Origin of the sequence: Streptomyces prunicolor NBRC 13075 (genome assembly GCF_000367365.1) — a bacterium.
GTDB classification, from domain to species: domain Bacteria; phylum Actinomycetota; class Actinomycetes; order Streptomycetales; family Streptomycetaceae; genus Streptomyces; species Streptomyces prunicolor.
In genome coordinates this window covers 45,784-61,785 of record NZ_BARF01000062.1, presented here as the reverse complement: position 1 = coordinate 61,785, position 16,002 = coordinate 45,784, and the positions used below count along the sequence as shown (strand labels likewise).

The 16,002-nt window shown below is 70.7% G+C and carries 16 protein-coding genes; 10 read left to right on the top strand and 6 right to left on the bottom strand.

Annotation, left to right across the window (positions count from 1 at the left end; genetic code table 11):
• Positions 1-5 precede the first annotated feature (5 nt).
• Positions 6-668: a pirin family protein gene (locus SPR02S_RS28070; protein WP_019060343.1), complete on the bottom strand. Its 663-nt coding sequence runs from the start codon at positions 666-668 to the stop codon at positions 6-8.
• A gap of 227 nt (positions 669-895) precedes the next feature.
• Here SPR02S_RS28070 and fasR point away from each other — a divergent pair, with 227 nt between their 5' ends.
• The 5 genes from fasR to fabF all read left to right on the top strand — a co-directional run bounded on the left by fasR (position 896) and on the right by fabF (position 5,926).
• Positions 896-2,101: a fatty acid biosynthesis transcriptional regulator FasR gene (gene fasR, locus SPR02S_RS28065; protein WP_026150927.1), complete on the top strand. Its 1,206-nt coding sequence runs from the start codon at positions 896-898 to the stop codon at positions 2,099-2,101.
• Between the two features lie 89 nt (positions 2,102-2,190).
• Entirely contained in the window at positions 2,191-3,135 is a 945-nt protein-coding gene (locus tag SPR02S_RS28060; protein ID WP_019060341.1) for an ACP S-malonyltransferase, read from the top strand.
• A gap of 18 nt (positions 3,136-3,153) precedes the next feature.
• The gene (locus tag SPR02S_RS28055) at positions 3,154-4,152 is read left to right on the top strand and encodes a ketoacyl-ACP synthase III (protein ID WP_019060340.1); all 999 of its coding nucleotides are present in this window, start codon (positions 3,154-3,156) and stop codon (positions 4,150-4,152) included.
• 105 nt (positions 4,153-4,257) lie between these two features.
• Positions 4,258-4,506 carry an acyl carrier protein gene (locus SPR02S_RS28050; protein WP_015660680.1) on the top strand — a complete coding sequence of 83 codons (249 nt, stop codon included), beginning with the start codon at positions 4,258-4,260 and terminating at the stop codon, positions 4,504-4,506.
• 148 nt (positions 4,507-4,654) lie between these two features.
• On the top strand, positions 4,655-5,926 hold the full coding sequence (gene fabF / locus SPR02S_RS28045) for a beta-ketoacyl-ACP synthase II (protein ID WP_019060339.1): 1,272 nt from the start codon (positions 4,655-4,657) through the stop codon (positions 5,924-5,926).
• A 127-nt stretch (positions 5,927-6,053) separates the two neighbouring features.
• Here fabF and SPR02S_RS28040 read toward each other — a convergent pair whose 3' ends face one another.
• Positions 6,054-6,548 carry a DUF3145 domain-containing protein gene (locus SPR02S_RS28040; RefSeq protein WP_019060338.1) on the bottom strand — a complete coding sequence of 165 codons (495 nt, stop codon included), beginning with the start codon at positions 6,546-6,548 and terminating at the stop codon, positions 6,054-6,056.
• 248 nt (positions 6,549-6,796) lie between these two features.
• Between SPR02S_RS28040 and SPR02S_RS28035 the strand changes: the two genes are divergently transcribed.
• On the top strand, positions 6,797-7,702 hold the full coding sequence (locus tag SPR02S_RS28035) for an SGNH/GDSL hydrolase family protein (protein ID WP_026150926.1): 906 nt from the start codon (positions 6,797-6,799) through the stop codon (positions 7,700-7,702).
• A gap of 10 nt (positions 7,703-7,712) precedes the next feature.
• The gene (locus SPR02S_RS28030) at positions 7,713-8,693 is read left to right on the top strand and encodes an aldose epimerase family protein (RefSeq protein WP_019060336.1); all 981 of its coding nucleotides are present in this window, start codon (positions 7,713-7,715) and stop codon (positions 8,691-8,693) included.
• A gap of 85 nt (positions 8,694-8,778) precedes the next feature.
• On the opposite strand, the gene SPR02S_RS28025 is transcribed toward SPR02S_RS28030, so the two are convergent.
• The gene (locus SPR02S_RS28025) at positions 8,779-11,271 is read right to left on the bottom strand and encodes a beta-glucosidase (RefSeq protein WP_019060335.1); all 2,493 of its coding nucleotides are present in this window, start codon (positions 11,269-11,271) and stop codon (positions 8,779-8,781) included.
• Positions 11,272-11,378: 107 nt separating this feature from the next.
• Here SPR02S_RS28025 and SPR02S_RS28020 point away from each other — a divergent pair, with 107 nt between their 5' ends.
• Positions 11,379-11,966 carry a TetR/AcrR family transcriptional regulator gene (locus SPR02S_RS28020; protein ID WP_019060334.1) on the top strand — a complete coding sequence of 196 codons (588 nt, stop codon included), beginning with the start codon at positions 11,379-11,381 and terminating at the stop codon, positions 11,964-11,966.
• A gap of 90 nt (positions 11,967-12,056) precedes the next feature.
• Here SPR02S_RS28020 and SPR02S_RS28015 read toward each other — a convergent pair whose 3' ends face one another.
• A complete protein-coding gene (locus tag SPR02S_RS28015; protein WP_019060333.1) occupies positions 12,057-12,395 on the bottom strand; it encodes a YrdB family protein in 339 nt (112 codons plus the stop codon).
• 45 nt (positions 12,396-12,440) lie between these two features.
• Positions 12,441-13,307 (bottom strand): helix-turn-helix domain-containing protein, encoded by an 867-nt coding sequence (locus SPR02S_RS28010; RefSeq protein WP_019060332.1) that lies wholly within the window; start codon positions 13,305-13,307, stop codon positions 12,441-12,443.
• A gap of 173 nt (positions 13,308-13,480) precedes the next feature.
• Here SPR02S_RS28010 and SPR02S_RS28005 point away from each other — a divergent pair, with 173 nt between their 5' ends.
• Positions 13,481-14,497, top strand: a complete 1,017-nt coding sequence (locus SPR02S_RS28005; RefSeq protein ID WP_019060331.1) for an aldo/keto reductase — start codon at positions 13,481-13,483, stop codon at positions 14,495-14,497.
• A 64-nt stretch (positions 14,498-14,561) separates the two neighbouring features.
• Here the strand turns inward: SPR02S_RS28005 and SPR02S_RS28000 are convergent, their stop codons facing one another.
• The gene (locus tag SPR02S_RS28000) at positions 14,562-14,951 is read right to left on the bottom strand and encodes a RidA family protein (RefSeq protein WP_019060330.1); all 390 of its coding nucleotides are present in this window, start codon (positions 14,949-14,951) and stop codon (positions 14,562-14,564) included.
• A gap of 49 nt (positions 14,952-15,000) precedes the next feature.
• Here SPR02S_RS28000 and SPR02S_RS27995 point away from each other — a divergent pair, with 49 nt between their 5' ends.
• Positions 15,001-15,984 (top strand): LysR family transcriptional regulator, encoded by a 984-nt coding sequence (locus tag SPR02S_RS27995; protein ID WP_019060329.1) that lies wholly within the window; start codon positions 15,001-15,003, stop codon positions 15,982-15,984.
• Positions 15,985-16,002: the final 18 nt, after the last annotated feature.

Sequence of the window (16,002 nt, the reverse complement as noted above, 5' to 3'; positions counted from 1 at the left end):
CGGATTCAGCCGGCCATCTCCCAGACCAGCACCTCCGCCCCGCTCACCGCCACCAGCTCCAGATCCTTGGCGTCCGTGATCCGCACAGCGTCCCCCGCCCCCAACTCCTCTCCCTCCAGCCGCACTTCACCCCGCACCACATGCACATACACATGCACCGCGTCCGGTACGGCCGTCCGCTCCCCCGGCGCCAGCCGGCGCACGTGCAGCATCGCGCCCGCCTCCGGCACCGCGTACGGCGTGGAGTCGGCGATGCCGTGGACTATCTCGTACGACGGCTCGCCACCCGGCTCCAGCGGGGCGAGCCACATCTGCACGAAGGTCAGGGGTGCGTCGCTGTCGTTGCGCTCGACGTGCCGGACACCGGCCGCCGAACTGAGGCGCTGGACGTCACCGGGCCGGACCCGGGTCAGCTGTCCCGTGGAGTCGCGGTGGCTCAACTCCCCTTCCACGACCCAGGTGATGATCTCCGTGTGGCTGTGCGGGTGTTCGCCGAAACCGGCACCGGGGGCGAGTCGCTCCTCGTTGCAGGCGATGACCGCGCCGAACCGCAGGTTGTCGGGGTCGTAGTGCGGCCCGAAGGAGAAGGCATGCCAGGACCGGATCCCGGCCTGCGGGTCACCCCCTGGGTAGCGCTCGGCGGAACGCCGTACGTCCATCACGCCCATAACGGTAGCCCTGCAGGAGACCTACGGCGTCCGGCCCGACGCCGGGTGAGGGCCCACCAAGTCCCACTGTCCCCACGCCGACGGCCGAGAGGGAGCCGTAGGGGCGCGCCGGTGTCGAGAGTGCGAGCGCGCGGAGGCGCGAAGCGTCGAGCACGGTCGTGCTCTCGACACCGGCTCCCAGCGCCCCGGAGGCGACCGAGCAATAGCGGATAAGGCAGTCTTGTCCCGTGCCCGAACCCGAAACCAGCAGACCCGCAGGCCCACTGCCCCGTGCCCACTCGCACCCGGCGACTCTGAAGCGGCTGGAGCAGTCGTCCGGGAGTCTCGCCGCCCAGGCCATCGCGCGCATGGACGAGACGCTGCCGTGGTACCGGGCGATGCCACCGGAGAACCGTTCCTGGATCGGGCTGGTCGCGCAGGCCGGTATCGCCGCGTTCACCGAGTGGTTCCGGCATCCGGACGCGCCGCAGGCCATCTCCACCGATGTGTTCGGGACGGCTCCGCGTGAGCTGACCCGCGCCATCACCCTCCGCCAGACCGTCGAGATGGTGCGCACCACCATCGAGGTCATGGAGTCCGCCATCGACGAGGTGGCCGCGCCCGGCGACGCGTCCGTGCTGCGCGAGGCGCTTCTCGTGTACGCCCGGGAGATCGCCTTCGCGACCGCCCAGGTCTACGCGCAGGCCGCCGAGGCGCGCGGCGCGTGGGACGCCCGGCTGGAGTCGCTCGTCGTGAACGCCGTGCTGAGTGGCGAAGCCGATGAGGGGGCGGTGAGCAGGGCCGCCGCGCTGGGGTGGAACTCGCCCGAGCATGTGTGCGTCGTCCTCGGTACCGCGCCCGACGGGGACAGTGAGCTGACCGTCGAGGCCATTCGGCGGGCCGCGCGGCACGCCAAGCTCCAGGTGCTCACCGGGGTGCTCGGGGACCGGCTCGTCGTCATCGCGGGTGGCAGTGACAATCCGCTGGCCGTGGCCAAGTCGCTGATCGGGCCTTATGCGGCCGGACCCGTCGTGGCCGGGCCCATCGTGCCCGATCTGCTCGCCGCCACCCGGTCCGCGCAGGCCGCCGCCGCCGGGCTCAAGGCGTGCTCCGCCTGGCAGGACGCCCCGCGCCCGGTACTGGCGGACGACCTGCTTCCGGAACGCGCGATGGCCGGTGACCCCGGCGCCCGGGACCAGTTGGTGGAGGAGATCTACAGACCGCTGGAGGAGGCCGGGTCCGCGCTCCTGGAGACGCTCAGTGTCTATCTGGAGCAGGCGAGCAGCCTCGAAGGCGCCGCGCGGATGCTGTTCGTCCATCCCAACACCGTGCGCTACCGGCTTCGACGTGTGACTGACGTCACCGGCTGGTCGCCGTCGGATGTACGGTCGGCGTTCACGCTGCGGATCGCGCTGATCCTGGGACGTCTGGCCGATGGAGATCCCCAGAACTAGCCTTTTGTCGGGGCTCCACAAAACCCCTTCCCGTTCTTCGTCCCTGTCCCCACGGGCGGCCGTGCCCGTCTCCAAGAGAGAGTGTGAGAGTGCTCGTACTCGTCGCTCCCGGCCAGGGCGCCCAGACGCCCGGCTTCCTGACCCCCTGGCTCGACCTCCCCGGTGTCGAGGACCGTCTGCGTGCCCTCTCGGCCGCCGCCGACCTCGACCTGGTGCACTACGGCACGAACGCCGACGCGGACGAGATCCGTGACACCGCCGTCGCCCAGCCGCTGCTCGTCGCCGCCGGACTGATCTCCGCGGCCGCCCTCGGTGACGTTTCGCCGGGTGCCGTCGCCGGTCACAGCGTCGGCGAGATCACCGCCGCCGTCCTCGCGGGTGTCCTGGACGACGCCGCCGCCCTGACCCTCGTACGCAAGCGCGGTCTGGCGATGGCCGAGGCCGCCGCGATCACCGAGACCGGAATGTCCGCGCTGCTCGGCGGCGACCCGGACACGACGGTCGCGCACCTGGAGAAGCTGGGCCTGACCCCGGCCAACGTGAACGGCGCGGGCCAGATCGTGGCCGCCGGCACGATGGAGCAGCTCGCCGCACTGGAGGCCGACAAGCCCGAGGGCGTGCGCCGGGTCGTAGCGCTCAAGGTGGCCGGCGCGTTCCACACGCGGCACATGGGCCCGGCGGTCGACACGCTCGCCAAGGCCGCGCAGGAACTGACGCCCGGCGACCCGAAGATCACGTACATCTCGAACAAGGACGGCCAGGCCGTCACCACCGGTGCCGAGGTGCTGGAGCGGCTGGTCGGCCAGGTCGCCAACCCGGTCCGCTGGGACCTGTGCATGGAGACCTTCAAGGAGCTCGGCGTCACCGCCATCCTGGAGGTGTGCCCCGGCGGCACCCTGACCGGCCTCGCCAAGCGCGCCCTGCCCGGCGTCAAGACGCTGGCCCTGAAGACCCCGGACGACCTCGACACGGCCCGCGAGCTCATCGCCGCTGCGGCCGACTCTGCTGCTGACGCAGCGGGCGCCAACGCCTGAAGAAGGAGCCGTAGGAACATGTCGACGAAGATCAAGCCGAGCAAGGGCGCACCGTACGCGCGCATCCTCGGCGTGGGCGGCTACCGTCCGGTCCGGGTCGTCCCGAACGAGGTGATCCTGGAGACGATCGACTCGTCGGACGAGTGGATCCGCTCCCGTTCGGGCATCGAGACCCGGCACTGGGCGAACGACGAGGAGACCGTCGCCGCGATGTCCATCGAGGCGTCCGGCAAGGCGATCGCGGACGCGGGCATCACCGCCGAGCAGATCGGCGGCGTGATCGTCTCGACCGTCTCGCACTTCAAGCAGACCCCGGCCGTGGCGACGGAGATCGCCGACAAGCTGGGCACGAACAAGGCCGCCGCGTTCGACATCTCGGCGGGCTGCGCGGGCTTCGGCTACGGCCTGACCCTCGCCAAGGGCATGGTCGTCGAGGGCAGCGCCGAGTACGTGCTCGTCATCGGCGTGGAGCGGCTGTCCGACCTGACCGACCTGGAGGACCGCGCGACGGCCTTCCTGTTCGGTGACGGCGCGGGCGCGGTCGTGGTCGGCCCCGCGAAGGAGCCGATGATCGGTCCGACCGTGTGGGGCTCGGAGGGCGACAAGTCCGACACCATCAAGCAGACCGTGCCGTGGACCGAGTACGACAGCACGGGCAAGTTCCCTGCGATCACGCAGGAGGGCCAGGCGGTGTTCCGCTGGGCCGTGTTCGAGATGGCGAAGGTCGCCCAGCAGGCGCTGGACGCGGCCGGGATCACCCCGGACGACCTGGATGTCTTCATTCCCCACCAGGCCAACGAGCGGATCATCGACTCGATGGTGAAGACGCTGAAACTGCCGGAGCACGTCACGGTCGCGCGTGACGTACGCACCACCGGCAACACCTCGGCCGCCTCGATTCCGCTCGCTATGGAGCGGCTTCTGGCGACCGGCGAGGCCAAGAGCGGCGACACCGCGCTCGTCATCGGCTTCGGGGCGGGTCTCGTGTACGCCGCGACGGTCGTTACCCTCCCCTAGGCACTCCGTGCCGGATCATCATCGGATCCGGTACGGCTGTACTCCCCCGCCGCTGCCGCGGCGGGAACGCCACACCCTCTGGATCACAAAGAAGGAGCGCCTGACATGGCCGCCACTCAGGAAGAGATCGTCGCCGGTCTCGCCGACATCGTGAACGAGATCGCCGGCATCCCGGTTGAGGACGTCCAGCTGGACAAGTCCTTCACCGACGACCTGGACGTCGACTCGCTGTCCATGGTCGAGGTCGTCGTCGCCGCTGAAGAGCGCTTCGACGTCAAGATCCCCGACGAGGATGTCAAGAACCTCAAGACGGTCGGCGACGCGACCGACTACATCCTCAAGCACCAGGCCTGAGCCACCCCTTAGGCCCGGGCCACCGGGTCCGAGCCCCCTCATAGGCCCGGATCCACCAGGCCCGAGCTGCCCCACAGGCCCGGCTGCATGGCCCCGCCACCCGGCGGTGGCGCCGCTTAATCCTCGTACCGTTGGAGAGAGAATTCCCGTGAGCCCGACCAATCGCACCGTGGTCGTCACCGGTATCGGCGCAACCACACCGCTGGGTGGCGACGCAGCCTCGACCTGGGAGGGTCTGATCGCCGGCAAGTCCGGTGTGAAGCCCCTGGAGCAGGAGTGGGCCGCCGAGCAGGCGGTCCGTATCGCCGCGACGATCGCCGTGGAACCTTCCGAGGTCATCCCGCGTCCGCAGGCCCGCCGTCTGGACCGCTCGGCACAGTTCGCGCTGATCGCGGCCAAGGAGGCCTGGGCGGACGCCGGTTTCACCGACAAGGCCGGCGAGGACCCGGCGGTCGACCCCGACCGGCTGGGCACGGTCATCGCCTCCGGCATCGGCGGTGTGACGACCCTGCTCGACCAGTACGACGTGCTGAAGGAGAAGGGCGTCCGCCGCGTCTCCCCGCACACCGTCCCCATGCTGATGCCGAACGGCCCGTCCGCCAACGTGGGTCTGCTCGTGGGTGCCCGCGCGGGCGTGCACACGCCGGTCTCCGCGTGCGCCTCCGGCGCCGAGGCCATCGGCTACGCCATCGAGATGATCCGCACCGGCCGCGCCGACGTCGTCGTCGCGGGTGGCACGGAGGCGGCCATCCACCCCCTCCCCATCGCCGCGTTCGGCAACATGATGGCGATGTCCAAGAACAACGACGACCCGCAGGGCGCCTCGCGTCCCTACGACACCGGCCGCGACGGCTTCGTCCTCGGCGAGGGCGCGGGCGTCCTCGTCCTGGAGTCCGCCGAGCACGCCGCGAAGCGCGGTGCCCGGGTGTACGCCGAGGCGGTCGGGCAGGGCATCTCCGCCGACGGCCACGACATCGTGCAGCCGGAGCCGGAGGGGCGCGGTATCTCGCAGGCCCTGCGGAACCTGATGGACAACACCGACCTGGACGCGGCGGAGATCGTGCACGTGAACGCGCACGCGACGTCGACGCCGGCCGGTGACGTGGCCGAACTCAAGGCGTTGCGCAAGGTGTTCGGTGACGACGCGGACCACATGGCGGTCTCGGCCACGAAGTCCATGACCGGGCATCTGCTGGGTGGTGCGGGTGGCGTCGAGTCGGTCGCCACGGTGCTCGCGCTGTACAACCGGATCGCGCCGCCGACCATCAATGTCGAGAACCTTGACCCTGAGGCTGAGGCCAACGCGGATGTCGTTCGCGGCGAGGCTCGTAAGTTGCCGGTCGAGGGGCGTATTGCCGCGCTGAACGACTCGTTCGGGTTTGGTGGGCACAACGTGGTGTTGGCGTTCCGGACGGTCTGAGAACGCCGTAGTTTGCCGTAAACGGTGTGTGGCCCGCCCCCTGGGTTTTTTGGGGCGGGCCACACGTCGTTTTTCGTCTTACGGCCGGTGGGGGCTGGTCGCGCAGTTCCCCGCGCCCCTAAAAGCTTCACACCACCTGGTGTAGCCAGCGGACCGGGGCACCCTCACCCGCATACCTGAACGGCTCCAACTCGTCGTCCCACGGCTTGCCCAGGAGTTTGGCGATGTCCGCTTCCAGGTTGGTCTCGCCCTGTTGGGAGCGGGTGAGCGCCGCGCGGAGTCGGTCCTCCGGAATCAGGATGTCGCCGTGGATGCCGGTGACTGCGTGGAAGATGCCGAGCTCGGGGGTGCAGCTGTAGCGCTCGCCCTCGGCTGTGGGGCAGGGCTCTGCGGTTACCTCGAAGCGGAGGAGGTGCCAGCCGCGTAGGGCCGACGCCAGCTTGGAGGCCGTTCCGGCCTCTGCCTGCCAGGAGAATTCGGAGCGCCAGGTTCCGGGGGCGGCGGGCTGTCGGATCCAGTCGAGGCTGACGCGTGTGCCGAGCACCCCGGCCACGGCCCACTCGACGTGCGGGCACAGCGCGCGCGGCGCGGAGTGCACGTACAGAACTCCACGTGTCGTCACCGGGACCTCCGGACAGAGCGGGGCATCTTGCTGACTGGCGAACGGCGGCGGCAGGGCAGCCACGTTGAGGGCGAGGCTACCGTGCGGCGGCGCGCGGAGTGTGACGTACCGTCCCTCCAGGTACCAGGAAACGCCGCCATTCACCCATGGGGACGCTTGAACGGGGGTGTGCCGTTGCATCGCACATGTGCGGGAACCATGGCGCGTTGTTATGGGTTGAGACCGTTATGGAGGGGATGGGTCTCAACATGCGAATCCGACGTCTTCGTTCACGGGCCGTGCTCGCCGTCGTGGTGGCGAGCGTCCTGGGGGCCGCCGGCTGCGACTCCGGCGGGGGTACGTCCTCCGGCGCGCACAGTAAGAGTGGTACGGCGGCCAAGGCGAAGCCCTCGCCCACTCCCCTGTGGGACCGCAGTCCGTCGTCGGTCGCGGCCGTCGGGGACTCCATCACCCGTGGTTTTGACGCCTGTACGGTCCTGTCGGACTGCCCGGAGGTGTCCTGGGCGACCGGCAGCGAGGCCTCGGTCGACAGTCTTGCCGTGCGGCTGCTGGGGAAGACGGGTGCGGCCACGCGCAGTTGGAACTACGCGGAGACCGGGGCGCGGATGGCCGACCTGCCCGCGCAGATCGGTCAGGCGGTGGCGCGCAAGCCGCAGTTGGTCACCGTGATGGTGGGGGCCAATGACGCCTGTCGGGCCTCTACCTCGGCCATGACCTCCGTGGCCGACTTCCGTGCCGAGTTCGAGGAGTCGCTGAAGTCGCTGCGCCGGGCGCTGCCGAAGACGCAGGTCTACGTCGCGAGCGTGCCGAATCTCAAGCGGCTCTGGGCGCAGGGGCGGACGAACCCGATGGGCAAGGCGGTGTGGAAGCTAGGGATCTGCCCCTCGATGCTGGCCGACGCGGACGCCCTGGACTCGGCGGCGACCGAGCGGCGCGACACCGTGCTGGACCGGGTGGAGGCGTACAACAAGGTGCTTGAGCAGGTGTGCGCGACGGACAAGCGGTGCCGGTTCGACGGGGGCGCGGTCTACGACTACCGGTTCGGTACGGATCAGTTGAGCCACTGGGACTGGTTCCACCCGAGTACGGACGGTCAGGCGCGGCTCGCCGAGATCGCCTACCGGCACGTCACCGCGCGCGAACCCGTGACCTAGGGTTTCCCTCATGAGCGAACTTTTCGGCACCCTTCCCGACGGCACGCCCGTGCACCGCTGGACGTTTGAGCGGGCCGGTGTGCGGGTGCGGGTGCTGTCGTACGGCGGGATCGTGCAGTCGGTGGAGGTGCCGGACCGGGACGGGCACGTGGCTGACGTCGTGCTCGGGTTCGCCGATCTGGACGGGTATCTCGCCCATCCCGAGCCGTATCTCGGGGCGTTGGTGGGGCGGTACGCGAACCGGATCGCGGGGGGCCGTTTCCCGCTGGAGGGTGTCACGTACTCGCTGGCGCAGAACAACGCGCCCAACTCCCTGCACGGCGGCGAGCGGGGCTTCGACAAGCGGGTGTGGGACGTCGAGCCGGTCGAGCACGGGGTGCGGTTGAGCCGGGTCAGCGCGCACGGCGAGGAGGGCTTTCCGGGGCGGCTCGTCGTCTCGGCGACCTACACGCTGGACGAGTCGGGCGCGCTGCGCTTCGGCTACGAGGCGACGACGGACGCGCCGACCGTCGTCAACCTCACCAACCACAGCTACTTCGATCTGAGCGGCGCGGGAAGCGCGGGCGGCGCAGGTGGTCATGAACTCCGGCTCGCTGCCTCGCGGTTCACGCCGGTTGACGGTGATCTGATCCCCACCGGTGTGCTCGACGAGGTCGCGGGCACGCGCTTCGACTTCCGGGAGGCGCGGAAGGTCGGCTCCGGCTACGACCACAACTTCGTGCTGGACAAGGGTGTGACCCCGGCCGCCGTCGAGATCGCCGAGCTGTACGACCCGGCGTCGGGGCGGGTGTTGACGGTGGCGACGACCGAGCCCGGCATCCAGCTCTACACCGGTGAGCATCTGGACGAGCCGTTCGCACCGGGTGCCGGGATCGCCCTGGAGACCCAGCACTTCCCGGACTCCCCGAACCGCCCCGAGTTCCCGAGCACGGAGCTGCGTCCGGGCCAGACCTACCGGTCGGAGACGGTGTACGGCTTCTCGGCCCGCTGAACGCGTCGGTCGACCGGGATGTGATGAGCCCCGGCCCAGGGGTCAGGTCCCGGGCCGGGGCTGTCTGTGGGGAGCTTGTCCCGGCTCAGACGTTAATCGTCGTGGCGACCCTGCGGTCCGCGATCGAGCGTCCCGCCTGGATCTCGTACGAACCCTTTACAACTGCCCACGAGTTCGCCGTCTCATCCCAGATCTCGAAAGCCCGTCGCGGAAGTTCGACGATCACCTCGACGCTCTCGCCGGGCCCGGCCTCGACACCGGCGAAACCGGCCAGCCAGCGGGCCGGGCGCTGCGGGTCGGTGTCGGTGTTGGTGTTGGTCTCGGCGGGGGCATCGGCGGGGGCCAGATAGATCTGGACGACCTCACGGCCGTGCCGGGCGCCCGAGTTGGTGACGCGGACGGTGACCGACGTCCCGTCCGTATCGTCTGTATCGTCCGCTGCGATCTCGTCGTAGGTCCAGTCCGTGTAGCCGAAGCCGTGTCCGAAGGGGTACGACGGGGTGCGGGCAGCTTTCTCCCAGGCGCGGTAGCCGATGAACACGCCCTCGATGTACGGGAGTTCGCCGTTGTCCGGGACGACCTGGGTGACCGGGGCGTCGGTGAGGGAGCCCCAGGTGGTGGGGAGTCGGCCGCCGGGTTCGTGGGTGCCGGTGAGGACGTCGGCGAGGGCGGCGCCGCCCTCCTGGCCGGGGAACCAGCCGAGCAGGACGGCGGCTACCTCGTCGCGCCAGGGCAGTTCGACCGGGGAGCCGGAGTTGACGATCACGACGGTGTTCGGGTTGACGGCGGCTACGGCGTGCACCAAGTCGTCCTGGCGGCCCGGGAGTTGGAGGTTCGTGCGGTCGTAGCCCTCGGACTCGACGCGTTCGGTGGTGGCGACCACGATGACGGCGGCGCCGGCGGTGCGCGCCAACTCCACTGCCTCGGCGATGAGTTCGTCGGGGTCGCGCTGCGGTTCCTGGTGGACGAGGGAGAAGCCGATGACCTTGAGGGAGCGGTTCTCGGCGAAGCTCACGACGTAGGTCAGGGACACCTCGACCGGGGTGCCGGCGGTGAGGTCGACGCGGGCGCGGGGTTCGGGGGCGCCGAAGAAGGAGCTGAACGGGTCGTCCTTGAGCGGGCGTTGGACGTCGTCGTAGTACGTCGTGCCGTCGACGGTGAGGGTGAAGGCGCCCAGGCCCTTGATGCCGAAGGTGTGCGTGCCGGTGGCGCGCGGGGTGAAGGTGCCGGTGAGTTCGACGGTGTGGAGGGTGTCGTGGGTGACGCCCTCGGGGAGGTCGGCGCCCATCCACCGGAGCTGTCCGCTGGGTGCGGAGGCGGTGCCGATGACCTGGCCCGCCGCGTCCCGGCAGACGGCGCGCAGCTCGAACCCCTTGTCCGCGTCGGCGAGTTCGGTGTTCGGGTCGGCGCCGACGGCGTAGCTGAGGGTGCCTTCGGGGAGCGCGGCGGTGAGGCCGTCGAGCGGGGAGACGATGTGCGGCGGAAAGACGATGGCGGAGCCGCCGCCGAGGACGCGGGCGTCGCGGGCGGCTGCGCCGAGGAGTGCGACGGTGCCGTTGGGCTTCAGCGGGAGGGCGTCGTTCTCGTTGCGGACGAGGACGAAGGAGCGGCGGGCGATCTCGCGGGCGAGGGCCTCGCCATCTACAGGGGACGGGAGTTGGGCCTCGGCGACGACGGGCTCGGCGCCGTCCAGGATGCCGACGCGGGCGGCGAGCCGCAGCACGTTCCGTACGGCGGCGTCGACGGTGGGCTCCTCGACCTCGCCGTCACGTACGGCCTGGGCGAGGGCCTCGCCGTAGACCGTCTTCGGGCCGGGCATCGCGGCGTCGAGGCCGCCCTCGATGGCGCCGACGGTGGAGCGGGCGGCGGTCCAGTCGGAGACGTTGAAGCCGTCGAAGCCCCATTCGCCGCGCAGGATCTCGTTCACCAGGTAGCGGTGCTCGGTCATCGTGGTGCCGTTGACCCTGTTGTAGGCGGTCATGATGCCCCAGGGGTGGGCGTTCTCGACGATCGCTTCGAAGGGGGCCAAGTACAGCTCGCGCAGGGGGCGTTGGGAGATGAGGTTGTCGACGGTGAAGCGGTCGGTCTCGGCGTCGTTGGCGACGAAGTGCTTGACGGTGGTGCCGACTCCGCCTTCCTGTACGCCTGTTACGTATCCGGTGCCGATCCGTCCGGTGAGGTACGGGTCCTCGCTGTACGCCTCGAAGTGCCGTCCGCCGAGCGGGGAGCGGTGCAGGTTGACGGTCGGGGCGAGGAGGACGTGGACGCCCTTGCGGCGGGCCTCCTGGGCGAGCAACACGCCTGCGCGGTGTGCGAGTTCGGGGTCCCAGGCGGCGGCGAGGGCGGTGGGGGACGGCAGGGCGACGGAGGGGTCGTCGGCGGTCCAGCGCACGCCCCGGACGCCGATCGGGCCGTCGGACATGACGAGGGACCTCAGGCTTATCTCCGGGAGCGCGGGCAGCGACCACATGTCCTGACCGGCGAGCAGCCGCGTCTTGGCGTCCAGGTCGAGCTTGCCGAGGGCCGCCTCCACGACTGCTTGACGCGCCTCGTCGGCCGGGGTGCGGGTTCCCGCCATCGCTGTGCCTCCTCGTTGAGTCCGTACCGTGCGGTGCCTCCATCGTGCATCGATTACCTGTAGAGCGGTAGGTTTCGTAACCTTGCTGTTATGTGAACCATTGTCGGGTGTCGTACGGTGACGCCATGAACGCCACGAACTCCAGGACCCGGCGCGAGGAACGACGCGCCGAGATCGTGCGGGCGGCCCTGGAGGTGATCGCCGAGCGCGGCTACCGGGGCGCGAGCCTGGCGGCGGTGGCGGAGCGGGTCGGGCTGACCCAGCAGGGCCTGCTGCACTACTTCCCCACGAAGGACGCGCTGCTCGTCGCGGTCCTGGAGGAGCGGGACCAGTGGGACGCCGTACCGGACAGCCGCTGGCGGGTCGACCTGCTGGCCTCGCTGGTCGAGTACAACGCGATGCGGCCCGGCATCATCCAGACCTTCTCCGCGCTGCTCGGCGAGAGCGTCACGGAGGGGCATCCGGCGCGGGGCTACTTCACCGAGCGGTACGTCCGGGTGCGGGCGAACATGGCGGGGGTCCTGCGCACCGAGTACGGCGACCGGCTGCCGAACGGGCTGACGCCCGAGCGGGCGGCGCCGTTGCTGGTCGCGGTGATGGACGGGTTGCAGTACCAGTGGCTGCTGGATCCGGAGTCGGTGGACATGCCGGGGGCGTTCCGGGACTTCCTGGCGCTGCTGGGCGAGGAGGCGTGACTCTTGGCGTTGCCGGGTCAGGAGACGTACGCCAGGGGACATGAGGGGTCGGTCAACTCCCCTGCTACTGCCCCCAGATGACAGCGAGTACTACTGCCGCCAGATGACGGCGAGCGTCTTGCTCACCGCGCACACCAGGGCGAGGACGAGCGCCCAGTCGTAGGCTCCGGCGACGACCAGCGCGGCGACCCCGGCCCCGAACCACACCGCCTCGAACCCGACCCGGCCGGCGCCCCGCACCTTGTACCTGGCCTTCGGTGAGCCGCACAGTCCCCACAGCGCGGCGAGCACGAGGGGCGCGCCTAGCCCGAGGAGCCAGGTCAGCGGTGTGGCGAGGTCCCGCGTGAACCCCCAGTAGGCGACGGCCACGAGGGCGCCGAGCTCGATGGCGAAGAGGACACCCGTGTTCGCTGCCTTCGCTGTCTTCATGGGTGGCAGTATCGCGGGCTGCTCCGCCCCGCGCGCAAGACCGCACTAGGGGGCGGCCGGTGGCGGGAGTTGGGGGGACCAGGACCAGTCGGCCAGCAGCTTCAGGCGTTCCGCGGAGGGGGAGCCCGGTTCGGCGGTGGAGACGCCCAGGATCTGCTCGGGGTCGTCGGTGGGGGCGAACGCCTCGTAGCCCAGGACGAGTTCACCGACGACGGGATGGTGGAAGCGCTTGGTGCCGTGGGTGCGCTGGAACACGTCGTGGTCGGCCCACCAGTGGCGGAAGTCCGTGTCCTGGACGGAGAGTTCGCCGACGAGTTCGGCCAGGGCGGGGTCGTGCGGGTGGCGTCCCGCGTACAGGCGGAGTGCGGCGACGATGCCGCGCGCCGCGTCTTCCCAGTCGGCGTACAGGCTCCGGAAGTGGTCGTCGAGGAAGACCAGGCGGGCCATGTTGCGGCTGCGGGCGGGCAGCGCCTCGAAGTCCGTGTACAGGGCGCGGGCGAGGTGGTTGGCGGCCAGGACGTCCATGCGGCGGCCGTAGACGAGGGCCGGGACGTCGGTGAGGCTGTCGAGCAGCAGGCGCAGGCCGGGGCGGACGCGCTGCGGGGGCAGCGGGCGCGGACGCGTGTGGGTCGGTCGGGCGACCCGGAACAGGTGGGCGCGCTCCAGGTCGGTGAGGCGCAGGGCGCGGGCGATCGCGTCCAGGACGGACGCGGAGACGTTGAGGTGGCGGCCGCGCTCCAGGCGGACGTAGTAGTCGACGCTGACGCCGGCCAGCTGGGCGACCTCCTCGCGTCGCAGGCCCGGAACGCGGCGGGTGCCGGGCAGCGGGGCCAGGCCCGCCTCCTCGGGGGTGATCTTCGCGCGGCGGGAGCGGAGGAAGTCCCGCAGCTCGCTGTTGGGTTCCTGGGCCATGTCACCACCGTAGACCGGGTGACCTGGGGAGCAGCCACGCGAAAGGGGGTCTGTCGGACCCCCGGTCCAAGTGGGTCTCCCGCTCCGGGGGCGAGCGGTGTTCGGCTGGTGGAGAGCAAGGCACGTGGGAAACACGTGGGAAAGCAGCGCGAGCACGCACCTGGAGGCCCCTCATGAAGCGCAGGATTCTCGGCGGCACCGGCATGTCGGTGAGCGAGTACGCGCTCGGCACGATGATGTTCGGCGCGATGGGCAACACCGACCACGACGAGTCGGTCCGCATGATCCACACGGCGCTGGACGCCGGGATCAACCTCGTCGACACCGCCGACGTGTACTCCGGCGGGGAGTCGGAGGAGATCGTCGGCAAGGCGTTGAAGGGCCGGCGCGACGATGTCGTCCTGGCCACCAAGTTCGGGCTGGCGATGGGCGAGGACCCCAACCGCCGTGGCGGCTCGGCCCGTTGGATCCGGCGCGCGGTGGAGGACAGCCTGCGCCGCCTGGACACCGACCACATCGACCTGTACCAGATGCACCGCCCGGACCCGCACACCGATATCGACGAGACCCTCGCCGCCCTGTCGGATCTGGTCAGGGCCGGGAAGGTGCGGGCCGTCGGCGGTTCGTTCTTCTCCCCCGAGGAGACCGTCGAGGCCCAGTGGACGGCCGAGCGCCGCGGTCACCACCGGTTGCGCACCGAGCAGTCGCCGTACTCGATCCTCACCCGCGGGGTGGAGAGCCGGGTGCTGCCCACCGCGCAGCGCTACGGCATGGGTGTGCTGACCTTCGGCCCGCTCAACTCCGGCTGGCTGTCGGGGCGTTCGGATCCCACCGCCGGGCATCGCAGCGCCGGCGCGGGGGCGAAGATGTTCGACCTCGGTCGGCCGGGTGTGCGGGCCAAGGCCGACGCCGTGCGCGAACTGACCGCGCTGGCCGCCGAGGCCGGCCTCCCGCTGCCTCATCTGGCCACCGCGTTCGTTCGCGCCCATCCGGCGGTCACCGCGGTACTCATCGGCCCGCGCCGCCCCGAGCAGCTGACCGACCTCCTCGCCGCGGCCGACGTGCGACTCGGCGACGACCTCCTCGACCGCATCGACGAGATCGTCCCGCCCGGGGTCGACGTGAATCCCGACGACTTCTACATCGACCCGACCCCGCCGATCACCGACAAGCGGTTGCGGCGGCGGTGAAGGCCGTGGGGTCGGGTGCGGGGGGGGCGGGTGTGGGGCGTGGGTGACCGGCGGGGCGAGGGCATCACTCCGTCCCCGGGACGGCGGCCACGATCTCGACCTCGATCAACGCCTCCGGCCGGAACAGGCGCGACACCTCGAAGGTCATGCTCGTGGGCGGGGTTCCGGTGAGGAACTCCCTTCGTACGGTGCCGTATTCGTCGAGCCCGGTGATGTCGGTCAGGTAGGTACGGATGTTGATGACGTCGGCGAGGGTCGCGCCGTGTGCCTTGAGGAGGGCGGCGATGGTCTCGAAGACGCCTCGGCTCTGTTCGGCGAGGGTGGCGCCCTCCGCGATCTGGCCGGAGAGGAACAACAGGGCGCTCCCGTCGGCCTGTTCGACGCGGGCGACCTGGGAGTAGTAGGGGCTCAGGGGCTGGGGTGCGGAGGCGGGGTTGTCCAGGGTGACGCGCATGGCGTCGACGCTAGGTCCGGCCCGATGGTGCGACAAGCGAATGTCTAGCATGGCCGACATGCCCATCCCGCATGGCAGTTCACCGAACGACACCGCTCCCGACCTCTCCACCGTCTGGCTGCGGGTGTTCCTGGAGGTCGCCCGGCACGGTTCGTTCACGGTGGCCGCGCGGGTGTTGGGGTGGACGCAGTCGGCGGTGTCACGGCAGGTCTCCTCGTTGGAGGACGCGCTCGGTGGGGCGGCGTTGTTCGACCGGTTGCCGAGGGGGGTGCGGCTCACGGAGGCGGGGCGGGTCCTCGTGCCGCACGCGGAGGCGGTGGTGGCCTCGCTGCACGGGGCGGTGCGTGAGTTGACGGCGTTGCGTGAAGTGGCCGGGGGCCGACTGCGGTTCGGGGCGTTCGCCACGGCCGACGCGGCGCTGGTGCCGCAGGCACTGGCCGCGTTCCGCACCCGGCACCCCGGCGTCCGGGTCTCCCGGGAGGAGGGCCTGACACCCGCTCTGCTGAACCGGCTGGCCTCCGGCCACCTCGACCTGGCGATCGTCTCGACGACGGGTGGCGTCCCACTGGAACCGTACGAACTCCACCATCTCCTCGACGAGTCGCTGTACGTCGCCGTGCCGACCGGTCACCCCCTCGCGGGGCAGGGACCGGTCCGGCTGGCCCAACTCGCCGACGCCGACTGGATATCCGGCAGCGACCGCCCCGAGGGCACCCTTCTCGACGCGGCCCTGCGGCAGGGGTTCCGTCCGCGCGTGGCCCACGTCGTCGCCGAGTGGACCGCGAAGGAGGGGTACGTCGCGGCCGGGCTCGGCGTGACCCTGGTGCCGTCCCTCGCCGCCGGGGCCGTACGGCCGGATGTCACGTTGCTACCGGTGCTGGACGAGGGGGCGCCGGCGCGGGCGGTGTACGCGGCGACGGTGCGGGGGCGGTCGCTGTCGGCGGCGGGGGCGGCGTTCGTGGGGGTGTTGCGGGAGGTGGCGGCGAGGAACTCCGCCGCGGATCGGCCCTGTCCGCCGGGGCGGATCTCCTGAAATCCGCGGGTCATGGCG

Coding starts and splice junctions, on each gene's coding strand:
- SPR02S_RS28070 (WP_019060343.1), bottom strand. CDS start 668: ATGGGCGTGATGGACGTACGGCGTTCCGCCGAGCGCTACCCAGGGGGT.
- SPR02S_RS28055 (WP_019060340.1), top strand. CDS start 3,154: ATGTCGACGAAGATCAAGCCGAGCAAGGGCGCACCGTACGCGCGCATC.
- SPR02S_RS28050 (WP_015660680.1), top strand. CDS start 4,258: ATGGCCGCCACTCAGGAAGAGATCGTCGCCGGTCTCGCCGACATCGTG.
- SPR02S_RS28035 (WP_026150926.1), top strand. CDS start 6,797: ATGCGAATCCGACGTCTTCGTTCACGGGCCGTGCTCGCCGTCGTGGTG.
- SPR02S_RS28030 (WP_019060336.1), top strand. CDS start 7,713: ATGAGCGAACTTTTCGGCACCCTTCCCGACGGCACGCCCGTGCACCGC.
- SPR02S_RS28025 (WP_019060335.1), bottom strand. CDS start 11,271: ATGGCGGGAACCCGCACCCCGGCCGACGAGGCGCGTCAAGCAGTCGTG.
- SPR02S_RS28015 (WP_019060333.1), bottom strand. CDS start 12,395: ATGAAGACAGCGAAGGCAGCGAACACGGGTGTCCTCTTCGCCATCGAG.
- SPR02S_RS28010 (WP_019060332.1), bottom strand. CDS start 13,307: ATGGCCCAGGAACCCAACAGCGAGCTGCGGGACTTCCTCCGCTCCCGC.
- SPR02S_RS28005 (WP_019060331.1), top strand. CDS start 13,481: ATGAAGCGCAGGATTCTCGGCGGCACCGGCATGTCGGTGAGCGAGTAC.
- SPR02S_RS28000 (WP_019060330.1), bottom strand. CDS start 14,951: ATGCGCGTCACCCTGGACAACCCCGCCTCCGCACCCCAGCCCCTGAGC.
- SPR02S_RS27995 (WP_019060329.1), top strand. CDS start 15,001: ATGGCCGACATGCCCATCCCGCATGGCAGTTCACCGAACGACACCGCT.